The organism is Xanthomonas arboricola (assembly GCF_002940665.1).
GTDB classification, from domain to species: Bacteria; Pseudomonadota; Gammaproteobacteria; order Xanthomonadales; family Xanthomonadaceae; genus Xanthomonas; species Xanthomonas arboricola_B.
Map to the genome: position 1 here is coordinate 1 of NZ_MIGY01000007.1, position 9,929 is coordinate 9,929.

Below are 9,929 nucleotides of genomic sequence, written 5' to 3' on the forward strand. Positions count from 1 at the left end.
CGGTTCCGCGCATGAAGGGGCATCCGTTGGGTCGTACCGAATAGTCTATCGAGGTGGGCGGTATTTCAGCAGCCTGCTAGGCCTCCGTGCCAGATGCTTGTATAGCATGTGACTCCACTTCAGTAGCGGGTTCGGGGCGCCTCAATGGTTCCGCTATTCGTCAGCGTTTGGCATCAATAGCTTTTGGACGCGCGCAGCACGCACCTTGGGCTCCAGCTTAGATAGCGCCACCAAGACCTTCGCCAGTTGGTCTTGCTGAGTATGGCTCTGCTCCCCTCCGGCGGCCGCTGCTAGCCGTCACGCCATACGACGGAGCGCGGCGGGTCGGAGCAAAAGATCCGCCGACCAACGGTGAGTTGAAAGCCAAGACTTTCGTAGGGCAGGTGGCATCCTGGGGAGCCGCTGTCATGCTTTTCGTGGAGTTTTAGATCTCCCGCCCCGCATTGGTTGGTTTCAGATGAGAGTCTGTCCAACACCATGCTTACCTTGTTAGGCGTCTCGCTTGCTGTGATAAACCATCGCCCCAAGCAACATGAGCATGATCAGGAGTAGTTCGTTTCGAACGTTGAACGAAAAGGCTGCATAGGCAAGCAATCCCAAGCATCCAAAAGCCAACAATAGCGCATAAATCACTTTTAAGAACATTATTTATCCTTCAGTGCATTCAATTGTTTCTTCCACCATCCCGGCTGGGCAGACTTCCTTGAGTTCGTTCATGAACTCAATGATGTCTTCATTTCTGACATCCGCCGAACCACCGTCTTTCAATCCGCTTTTGTCGATGACTTCTTGAAGCTTTGCCGTGCATATCCCGCATTGAATGCACGATGCGGAACTTTGGACTCTATATTTCCTGACACATTTCCCTTCCTTTGCGACCTCTTCGGTGAATTCCCCGAGCAAGCCTTCGGAAGCCCAGCCAATTAGAAAAGCGGCGATGGCATAAAAAAACCTCACCATCATGGTCATGGATGCCACCTGCTGATCGTAAATGCGAAATCGTCGTTGTTAGTCGCGAGACCATGGATCTGCTTCAATGTATTTGCTGGATAAGTGGTTGATCTCCATAAGCTTTCGGCAAGGCGATGTTTCCGCAGGCGAAGTGCTGTCACTATCGATGTTGCGCAGGGAAGCAGCCCCTCAGCGAGGACAAGATCTATGCAGTCCTCGCTGCCGCCGATGATGGCAGCCTGCAACTCATCGTGCCGTCCCGGCACTCTTACTCGAGCTCCCCTCTGCAGCAAGAAGTCAACTTGGGGCACGGACGCGCGCATCAGTGCAGCTTTGAGCGCTGTATGGCCGATGGAACTGGCGGCGTTCGGGTCGGCATCGGCATCGGCAAGGACCTTAAGTTGTGCGAGGCTGCCGTGTGTCGCGACTAGGACAATCAAAGGGACGCGCTGTTCGCCGAAAACAGCATTTGGGGCACTTGATAAAAGGAGGCTTTTCGGTGATACCCCTTTTCTGATGGATTCGATGGTCTTCGCCATCGTGGTCGATGCCGGAGCGGCGCTCACTTTGTTAGATAGCCAGGCGGCTGCAAAGCTTGCCGACGCCATCACCTTTACAAATGTTCTTCTCTCCAAGATTTACGCTTCCTCTTCCATGGTGATCAACTGCTGCCAACGACGCCGCGCCAAAAGCTTGGCAGGTCACATTCTAGCAATAGATGAGACGCATTTGCATTTATCGGTGTGCTGTCACTTAACTGCGCACACAGCACCAAGAACAGTATCGGCAACGATTTCAGGATGGCCATCGCTCCCAAGCCCATGGTGACCGTCAAGGGCGTCATGACCCACCACTGGCCCCAGCTGAAGCCTCGGTCGCGCTGCCGAGCTGCGCCGGCCTCCTTTGGATAGAGCCGCTCCGCCTTCCGCAGACCCCGTCGAGCCATGAGAGGCCCGGCGATGAAACCGAACGGGCCCAGGAGGAGCAGGCTCAGCGAGAACCACCAGAAGAAACGATTGTGCGGCGTCATGACTTTCTTGGGGACGGCGCGCACGGCGTCGTCTTCGCGGAAGCCGCCCACAGCGCCGACTGCCTTTCCAGTCATCGAATTCGATTCGGTCTTCATTTGGCGTAGGCCTTCCAGGTGCCGTCGCTCTTGACGTAGCGAAGATTTTTGCTGACAGGAATGGGCACCTGCCGGCCCTCGATGTTGAGCACGGCTTGGCCGCGGGTATCGCAGCGGTAGCCGTCGACGCCCTCCGCCTCAACGCAGCCGGTGAGCTCGAAATTCTGAACGTCGGTGACTTGGCCGGCGCCGCTGTCTTGCAGCAGCCGGACAAAGGCTTCCTTGGCGTTGTCAGATGAGGGCTTGCCGCCACAGGCGGTCAGGCCCAGGGCCATGGTCAGGACGACTAAAGCGATCCGTGCGTTTTTCATGTCGTTCCTTTGCTGATGAGTGATAGAGAGGGCGACCGGCTTACTTGTCGCGGTTCCCGTCGGGCTTGAACCCGGCGATCCACATCCGGGTGTCTTTGAAGGGCGTCAGCAGGCCGCTGGCCCCTGGGTGCAGGTCGGCGGTCTGGACAAAGCTGCTCACCCAGGCGATGCGCAGCGACACGTCCAGGGCGCGGTCAGCGACTCCGGGCCGGCTGACGTTGACCACGAAGGGCTGAGCCGGCGGGGTGGGGCCTGTGGACCGCTGAGCGCCCGTGTTGGGCTTGCTGGGCGGCACGCGGATGCCGCTGAGCGAGTCCCGGCCTTTCCACAGGGCTGCGCTATTGAGCTCCGCCGTCTCACCCAGGTCGTCCGTTTCCGTCACTGCAGCATCGAAGCAGGTGCGGAAGGTCTCGACGCTTGAGGCGGTCGGGCTGCTCCAGATGCGGGCTTCCGCCGTCCAGCAGGGCAGGGAAGCGCCCCACTCGGTAAAGGTCAACGCGACCCGGGGCCAATCCAGCTTCCCAAGCTGGGCCTGCTGGTGGTTATCGCCCTTGAAGAGGTTGGGCAGTTTTCCGGCGCCACTGATAGGCGTGTAAATCGAGCCCGTCCCTTGGTTTGCTGCCTTACTACCAGCATTCGGCTTGATGCCCACCATCTGCTTGCCGGTGTCGGCCAACCCCTTTCCTAGTTGACGGAAAAAGCCGGACTTCTGCTCCGGCACCTCTTGAGCGTGGGCGGTGAGCGGCGAGACGAGCGTCAACGCCAAGAGCGCAGCGAACGCTCCTTGTCCTGTGTGCTTCATACGAAAAGCCCCTGTAGACCGCCGGCCTGGCGGCATTTACGATAATCGCAGATGAGTCGCCTGCTTCCAAGCGGCACACTGAGGGAATTCAGCTTTCGTGCAATCTTCTCGATGCCCAAACCCAAGACACCGGCCACGGTCTATGGCACGCGTCTGCGCCATGCGCGGATGGCCATGGGCTGGACCCAAGCCGAGCTGGCGGAGCGCATTGGGATGGTGGACTCAGTGTCGGGAGCCACGCGAGTGAGCCGCTACGAGACGGGGCAACATGACCCGGACCCTGCGACCGCTGAGGCACTAGCGAAGGCGTTGAAGCTGCCTGTGGCTTATTTCCACGCCACGTCCGACGTGCTGGCCGACATCATCTTGATTGTGTCGGGGTTGCCCGTCGCCAAGCAGAAAGAGGCTTTGGAGCGACTCAAGGATCTTGCAGGCAAGCACTCAGGCGAATAGCGGAGATAGTCGAGCCGGTGATGACCGATGCTTGGCCGAATCTCAGGCAATGAGATAGTCCAAGCCTAGGATTAGGAATAAGGGATATTGCCGCACCGGACACCAACGGGTGTTCCGACTTGGTGTGAGCACTGCCTCTAACCTGCATCGAGGAAATCCAATGTCAGTCGACCAGCGCCGGAGGGATGTCGAAAGACATCAAAAGGAAATAGCCCGGCTCCAGACCGAAAAATCTCGAGAAGAGACCAAGGCCGTTGGGGAGAAGAAGAAGGCGTTCGATGCGTCGGCGGCCGCAACTCGGACAAAGTCTGTTTCCACACAGCAGTCGAAGCTGCGCGAGGCCCAGCGCTATGAAGGCAGTGCCGTCGCAATTCAAAAGAAGATAGCTGATCTTGAGACGAAGATAGCCCGGGAGCATGAGCGATTAGGAAATGCCAACCGGCAGCTTTCCGCAGCGCAAGTTCAGGAGCAAAAGAAGCTAGTCCAGGAGGACAAGAAAAGAGATGCTGAGCGTAAGCGGGCAATGGCCGCGAGCGCGCAAGAGCTGTCTAGGGTCCAAGGCCGTCTTACGCACCACGACCATTTACACCGGAGCACTGAGGCTACTTTGCAGCGGTTACAGGAGTTGCCAGAGCGGCTGACGGTTCTATTTCTCGCGTCTAACCCTTTGGATCAGCAGCAGCTTCGACTAGACGAAGAGGCCCGCTTGATCTTGGAGATGATTCGGAAGTCAGAACATCGTGATGCTGTGCGGTTGGAGTCCAGGTGGGCCGTTCAGCCCCTTGATGTGCTTCAAGCCATCAACGAATGCAACCCGGGTGTGGTCCACTTTAGCGGGCATGGTTCCAGTGACGACGAGATCCTTTTCCAGGATAGGGAAGGACGAACCAAGGTTGTCCGCAAGGAAGCATTAGTTCAAACGATGGTTGCGGCGTCTGGTGATATCCAGTTGGTCTTTTTCAATACTTGCTTTTCCCGAGGGCAAGCTGAGGCCATCGTAGAGCACGTTCCCTGTGCCATCGGTATGAACACGGCCATCGGTGACGATGCTGCCCGCATATTTGCTGCTTATTTTTACTCTGCGATAGGCTTCGGGCATTCCGTCGAAAGGGCCTTTCAGCAGGCGAAGGCTGCCTTGATGATGGAAGAAATTTTAGAAGAACAGACGCCGGAGCTATTCACCGCAGTAGGTGTCGAGGCCTCTCAGCTTGTCTTGGTCGAACCTCGTAGATAGCTCCATACTCAACGCTTCTAGCGGGCGGGCGCTGGATCATTTCTGCAGTGCCCTCACCCGACGAGCCCGCTCTTCGGGGTTCTCCGTGGTTTGATAGAGGTTCAACACTCGGAAGCGGTTGTTCTCGAACGTCCCGTAATGTTGATCACGTCCTCTTGGCGAACCCGGGCATTCTTGAGCTTGGTGACCGCATGTCGTAAAGCATGGAAACCGAGCTCATGGGAAAACGTGGAGCACGTGAGGGCGACCACATGGCAGACGGACCGGGGCAGCGAGCGCATTGGTCGAAAGTGATCTCCGGCTTGATGTATGTGCCGAAGAAATCGATCAAGAGCCTGGGTTATGTGGTGGGGGGAAGGCAAAGTATCTTCCTGACGTCGGCTTGAGGACAGCCGGCGCGCGGTCCCTGAGCTCCATCCTTCCACGTGTGTAATTGACGCTCCGTAGATCGGATTCGCTCCGCCGTCACTTCAACATCGCTTTTCCTCAATGTTTGGCTGGATAGGGTGCGGCTTCTCCTAATCTAACGAGGACATTCTCATGGCCGAACCCAAAGAAAACCTGCTTGATTGGCTCCGCGATGCCCATGCGATGGAACAGCAGGCCGAGACCATGTTGAGGGGCCAGGCGTCCCGCATTGAGCACTACCCGGTCTTGAAGGCGCGGATTGAAGAGCACATCCAAGAAACGATCGGCCAGCGAGAGTTGCTCGAGGGGTGCATCAAGCGTTTGGGCGGTTCTCCCTCCACGATCAAAGACGTGATGGGCAAGATGGCGGCTCTAGGCCAAGCGGTGGGTGGGATGACCGCATCAGACGAAATCGTGAAGGGTGCAATGGCGGGCTATGTCTTCGAACACCTCGAAATCGCGTCTTATACCGCGCTGATCGCGGCGGCCAAGACCGCCGGTGACCCGGAAACGGCACGCGTGTGCGAGGAGATCTTGGTTCAGGAGGAAGCAATGGCCGACTGGCTCGCGACGCACCTGCCAGAACTCACCGAAGAGTTCCTGGTGCGCGATGCAACTCCGGGCGCTGAGGCGAAGAAGTAACGATTGGCTCTTCATCGGCGCCTTGTCGGATGCGCTACGACGGCCCGACGGGCGCTGATTTGCATTACATCCTAGGTTTTGCGATAGGCGTGGGTGCCGAACTTCTAGAGAGCGAGCACCGTAAGAAGCAACACCAGCACGATGGCAAATAGCCACAGATCGAGGAGATCACGATGACTGATGACAAGAAGAACACGGGTAGTCCGGACCGCGATCGGATCAACGTCAATGAAGACTACGAGCTGCAATATTGGACCAAGGCCTTGGGCGTCAGTGCGGACGAGCTTCGGGCAGCGGTCAAAGCCGTCGGCCCAACCGCGGCGGCCGTGCGTAAACACCTGGGCAAGTAACCGGGAGTAGGGCATGTCCCTCACCGAATACCGCCGCAAGCGGAGTTTTGACAAGACCAAGGAGCCCGAGCCAGGGAAGGCCTTGCCATCGGGGCGGCGCGCGATTTTCGTGGTTCAACTCCACCATGCCAGCCGCCGTCATTACGACTTCCGGCTCCAGGTCGGCGATGCGCTCAAGAGCTGGGCCGTTCCCAAAGGGCCCAGCTACGACCCTAAGGTCAAGCGCATGGCGGTGGAGGTCGAAGACCATCCCGTGGACTACGCCGGCTTCGAAGGCGAGATTCCGAAGGGGCAATACGGGGGCGGCCACGTCGCCCAGTTTGATCGCGGTGTCTGGGCCACCTCAGGCGACCCGGAGGCCCAACTCGCCAAAGGACACCTGCGTTTCGAGCTCTTTGGCACCAAGCTCAAAGGCGGTTGGCACCTAGTCCGGTCGGGCAAACCGGCCAAGCAGCCGCAATGGCTCCTTTTCAAGGAAGACGATGCCTTCGCCAGCGATGTGGAGGCGGATGACCTGTTGGGCGACGTCACCTCGCCGCCTCCTGAAGATCTGAAGCGTGCAGGGGCTGGCAAGGCAGACAAGAAAAAGCTCACGGCCGTGGCCCTGTTAAGTAAGGGCCGTCGCAAGGACTGGGCGAAGAAGGCCGCCGCGCTGACCAAGGCCAAAAAAGCCAAGCCGCCAGAGTGCCCCTTCGAACCGCAGCTGGCCAAGCTCGGTGACGCTCCACCCCAGGGCGACCAATGGGTGCATGAAATCAAGTGGGATGGCTACCGCATCCTGGCCACCATTGCGGAGGGCGAGGTGCGCCTTTGGTCACGCAATGCCCTGGAATGGACCGAGAAGATTCCTGAAATCAGGGATGCCGTTGCAGCCCTCGGGCTGAAGTCAGGGGCACTGGACGGGGAACTCATCGCTGGCAATGGCACGAAAGAGGATTTCAACCTTCTCCAGGCCACCCTGTCCGGAGAACGGCAAGGCACCTTGGCCTATGCCTTGTTCGATCTACTCCACATCGATGGAATAGATGTTGCCGATGCGCCCCTGCTGGAGCGCAAGGAACTCCTGCAGGAGCTGTTGGAGGGCAGCCAAGGGCACTTGGCCTTCAGCTCCCACATCAAGGGCGATGGGGAATCGGCCTACCGGCTGGCAGGCGAGCGCCACTTTGAAGGCATCATTTCAAAGCGTGCAGACCGGGCCTATCACGGGGGCCGGGGCGAGGACTGGAAGAAGACCAAGCAGCTGGCCAGCGACGAGTTTGCTGTCGTGGGTTACACGGCCCCGAAAGGCAGCCGCACGGGCTTTGGGTCGTTGCTTCTGGCCAAGCCTGACCCCAAGCACGGCTGGCTTTACGTGGGCCGGGTGGGTTCAGGCTTCTCCGATGTGCTGATCAAAGAAATTGCCCAACTGGTCGGCCGAGCTGGCGGCAAGACGCCTACCGCTTACGTTCCCACCGAGGACACCGACCTTCGCTCGGCCACGTGGTTTGAGCCGAGGTTCGTGGTGGAGGTCTTTTATCGCGGCATCGGCGGGCAGCAACTGCTGCGCCAAGCCTCGCTCAAGGCGGTCAGGCGAGACAAGGACGTGGCCGATTTGGCCGACTCGGATAGGGCTGCCACCGTCGAACAGCCCGCCGATGTCCCCCAGCTCAAAACCCCTGGCAAGCAGCTCAAGAGCGCCTCAAAGCACGGCACCGCTTCAAAGCATCGCACCGCTTCAGAGCACAGCACGACCCCGACAGGAACCCAAGGCCGCACACCGCCTCGGCTGTCCAGTCCGACCAAGGTGATCTTTCCTGACATCAAGGCCACTAAGCAGGACGTGTGGGATTACTACACGGCCGTGATCGACCACTTGTTGCCCGAGGTTATCGGCCGCCCCTTGTCGATCATCCGGTGCCCCAGTGGGACAGCCAAACCTTGTTTCTTCCAGAAGCACCACACCGCAGGCCTGGAGCTCGTGGACTCGGTTCGGCTGAAAGAAGACAGCGGGATCAACGCCCACTACTTGGTGGTCAGGGATGCAGCCAGCTTGCTTGAGCTGGTTCAGTTCAACGCGCTGGAGTTCCACCCGTGGGGCAGCCACGCGGAAGCGCCTGATCGCGCCGACCGCGTTGTCTTTGACTTGGACCCCGGCCCCGACGTGCCCTTTTCCGAAGTCAAAAAGGCAGCCGTGGATATCCGCAAGCTGCTTGAACAGTTGGAACTGGAGTCGTTCTTGCGGGTGTCAGGCGGCAAGGGGCTGCACGTGGTGGTGCCGTTGAACCCGGGGTGCGATTGGGACCTGACCAAGCGTTTCGCCAAGGGGTTTGCCGACGCGTTGGCACAATCGGAGCCGACCCGCTTTTTGGCCACCTCGACCAAGAGTCTCCGCAATAAACGCATTTTTGTGGACTACCTGCGCAACGGCCGCGGGGCAACAGCGGTCGCGTCGTATTCCCTGCGCGGCCGCCCCGGCGCCCCGGTGGCCATGCCCATTGCCTGGAGCGAGCTTGCCAAGCTGACCCGTGCGGATGCTTTCGCCATGAAAGACGTGCCGGCGAAGTTGGCTAGACGCAAGAAAGATCCTTGGGCGGATATCAACACGATCCAGCAAAACCTGGCCCGGTGGGCGCAAGACGCTTGATCAGGCCGCCTGCCTTGATACTGATTTGGGAGAGAAACCGATGCGTCGATCCATCCTATCCGCTGCCGCAGCCCTCGTCTTAACCGCGTGCGGGGGCGGAAACACCGAGTCCAGTGTCCAAGCTCCTGGGGCGGAGGAAACGGCCAAGACGAAGGCTTTGGAAACGGGTGCGGCAGTGATGCAGGATCGGCCGCCGATCGATGCCGTCAACGCCTACCTGGACGGCTTTCATTTCTACAATGGTCAGATGAAGCTCCAGATGGAGGCTCATCATTACTGCTCAATCCTCAACGAGGATGTCATTCAGTGCACCATCTACGATGGCAATGTGAAAGACGCCAAGCTGATGGGCGTGGAATACATCATCAGTGAGAAGCTATTCGCGGGCCTCCCTGAGCAGGAGAAAGCGCTCTGGCATAGCCACGTCCAAGAAGTGAAATCGGGGCAGCTGATCGCACCAGGGATCCCGGAGGTGGCTGAGCATGAGCTCATGGAGAAACTCATCCGCACGTATGGGAAAACGTGGCACACCTGGCACACCGACTTGGACAAAGACCTTCCGCGAGGCATGCCGCAGTTGATGATGGGCTTCACGGAAGATGGCCAAGCGGACCCGGCGATGGTGGCGGCCCGCGACACGCGGCTTGGCGTCAGCAGCGAGGACAAGCGAAAGCGCCGCGCCGATATTGCTGCGCCGAACATAGACCCGGGCGCAGACGCCTGGCGAGAGGGGACGGTGATCCAAATCCAAGACCCAAGCGGTGGACACGCTCACGAGACCGAGAGCCGGGATAAGGAGCCTTCCAACCAGAAGGAGAACGCGACGTCCAAAGGCTCGACCGACCGGTAGCTCCAGGAATGCTCGGTCGGGCGGCCGACCAGGCCCGATGCACTCCTCTCATGCAGCGCTCGCAGTCGGTTGATAGGGGGCAGTCAGATGATTCAGGTCCTAGCAGGCTGCTGAAATACCAGTCGCGACGAAGCAATCATCGGCCAACGTGTGAGCCAGCAACTGCGATGCTGATCGCT

General features: G+C 59.0%; 10 protein-coding genes and 3 pseudogenes. 8 read left to right on the forward strand and 5 right to left on the reverse strand.

Annotated features, from left to right (window positions below; genetic code table 11):
• Nucleotides 1-648: 648 nt before the first annotated feature.
• The 5 genes and pseudogenes from XarjCFBP7645_RS21150 to XarjCFBP7645_RS21170 all read right to left on the reverse strand — a co-directional run bounded on the left by XarjCFBP7645_RS21150 (nucleotide 649) and on the right by XarjCFBP7645_RS21170 (nucleotide 3,190).
• Nucleotides 649-969, reverse strand: a complete 321-nt coding sequence (locus XarjCFBP7645_RS21150) for a hypothetical protein (RefSeq protein ID WP_104539036.1) — start codon at nucleotides 967-969, stop codon at nucleotides 649-651.
• Nucleotides 966-1,586 (reverse strand): hypothetical protein, encoded by a 621-nt coding sequence (locus XarjCFBP7645_RS21555; RefSeq protein ID WP_146096412.1) that lies wholly within the window; start codon nucleotides 1,584-1,586, stop codon nucleotides 966-968. Before XarjCFBP7645_RS21555 ends, XarjCFBP7645_RS21150 begins: the two co-directional genes overlap by 4 nt.
• Nucleotides 1,587-1,702: 116 nt before the next feature.
• Nucleotides 1,703-2,077, reverse strand: a pseudogene (locus XarjCFBP7645_RS21160) (hypothetical protein); the annotation flags it as partial.
• Nucleotides 2,074-2,388, reverse strand: coding sequence for a hypothetical protein (locus XarjCFBP7645_RS21165; protein WP_104539038.1), 315 nt, complete (start codon nucleotides 2,386-2,388; stop codon nucleotides 2,074-2,076). The gene XarjCFBP7645_RS21165 and the pseudogene XarjCFBP7645_RS21160, both read right to left, overlap by 4 nt.
• A gap of 40 nt (nucleotides 2,389-2,428) precedes the next feature.
• On the reverse strand, nucleotides 2,429-3,190 hold the full coding sequence (locus XarjCFBP7645_RS21170; protein WP_181126446.1) for a hypothetical protein: 762 nt from the start codon (nucleotides 3,188-3,190) through the stop codon (nucleotides 2,429-2,431).
• Between the two features lie 51 nt (nucleotides 3,191-3,241).
• Here XarjCFBP7645_RS21170 and XarjCFBP7645_RS21175 point away from each other — a divergent pair, with 51 nt between their 5' ends.
• The 8 genes and pseudogenes from XarjCFBP7645_RS21175 (at nucleotide 3,242) to XarjCFBP7645_RS21200 (ending at nucleotide 9,750) form a co-directional block, all read left to right on the forward strand.
• Nucleotides 3,242-3,643, forward strand: a complete 402-nt coding sequence (locus XarjCFBP7645_RS21175; protein WP_238601168.1) for a helix-turn-helix domain-containing protein — start codon at nucleotides 3,242-3,244, stop codon at nucleotides 3,641-3,643.
• 160 nt (nucleotides 3,644-3,803) lie between these two features.
• Nucleotides 3,804-4,877, forward strand: coding sequence for a CHAT domain-containing protein (locus tag XarjCFBP7645_RS21180; protein ID WP_181126447.1), 1,074 nt, complete (start codon nucleotides 3,804-3,806; stop codon nucleotides 4,875-4,877).
• Between the two features lie 203 nt (nucleotides 4,878-5,080).
• Nucleotides 5,081-5,263: a hypothetical protein gene (locus XarjCFBP7645_RS21560; RefSeq protein WP_146096413.1), complete on the forward strand. Its 183-nt coding sequence runs from the start codon at nucleotides 5,081-5,083 to the stop codon at nucleotides 5,261-5,263.
• Between the two features lie 154 nt (nucleotides 5,264-5,417).
• Nucleotides 5,418-5,927: a ferritin-like domain-containing protein gene (locus XarjCFBP7645_RS21185; protein WP_104539041.1), complete on the forward strand. Its 510-nt coding sequence runs from the start codon at nucleotides 5,418-5,420 to the stop codon at nucleotides 5,925-5,927.
• Nucleotides 5,928-6,100: 173 nt separating this feature from the next.
• The gene (locus XarjCFBP7645_RS21190; protein ID WP_082340520.1) at nucleotides 6,101-6,277 is read left to right on the forward strand and encodes a DUF3606 domain-containing protein; all 177 of its coding nucleotides are present in this window, start codon (nucleotides 6,101-6,103) and stop codon (nucleotides 6,275-6,277) included.
• A 13-nt stretch (nucleotides 6,278-6,290) separates the two neighbouring features.
• Nucleotides 6,291-6,704 (forward strand): annotated as a pseudogene (locus XarjCFBP7645_RS22245) (DNA polymerase ligase N-terminal domain-containing protein); the annotation flags it as partial.
• A 264-nt stretch (nucleotides 6,705-6,968) separates the two neighbouring features.
• Nucleotides 6,969-8,900: pseudogene (ligD, locus tag XarjCFBP7645_RS21195) on the forward strand (DNA ligase D); the annotation flags it as partial.
• Nucleotides 8,901-8,940: 40 nt separating this feature from the next.
• Nucleotides 8,941-9,750: an OBAP family protein gene (locus tag XarjCFBP7645_RS21200; RefSeq protein ID WP_104539043.1), complete on the forward strand. Its 810-nt coding sequence runs from the start codon at nucleotides 8,941-8,943 to the stop codon at nucleotides 9,748-9,750.
• Nucleotides 9,751-9,929: the final 179 nt, after the last annotated feature.

Coding starts and splice junctions, on each gene's coding strand:
- XarjCFBP7645_RS21150 (WP_104539036.1), bottom strand. CDS start 969: ATGACCATGATGGTGAGGTTTTTTTATGCCATCGCCGCTTTTCTAATT.
- XarjCFBP7645_RS21165 (WP_104539038.1), bottom strand. CDS start 2,388: ATGAAAAACGCACGGATCGCTTTAGTCGTCCTGACCATGGCCCTGGGC.
- XarjCFBP7645_RS21170 (WP_181126446.1), bottom strand. CDS start 3,190: ATGAAGCACACAGGACAAGGAGCGTTCGCTGCGCTCTTGGCGTTGACG.
- XarjCFBP7645_RS21175 (WP_238601168.1), top strand. CDS start 3,242: ATGAGTCGCCTGCTTCCAAGCGGCACACTGAGGGAATTCAGCTTTCGT.
- XarjCFBP7645_RS21180 (WP_181126447.1), top strand. CDS start 3,804: ATGTCAGTCGACCAGCGCCGGAGGGATGTCGAAAGACATCAAAAGGAA.
- XarjCFBP7645_RS21560 (WP_146096413.1), top strand. CDS start 5,081: ATGGAAACCGAGCTCATGGGAAAACGTGGAGCACGTGAGGGCGACCAC.
- XarjCFBP7645_RS21185 (WP_104539041.1), top strand. CDS start 5,418: ATGGCCGAACCCAAAGAAAACCTGCTTGATTGGCTCCGCGATGCCCAT.
- XarjCFBP7645_RS21190 (WP_082340520.1), top strand. CDS start 6,101: ATGACTGATGACAAGAAGAACACGGGTAGTCCGGACCGCGATCGGATC.
- XarjCFBP7645_RS21200 (WP_104539043.1), top strand. CDS start 8,941: ATGCGTCGATCCATCCTATCCGCTGCCGCAGCCCTCGTCTTAACCGCG.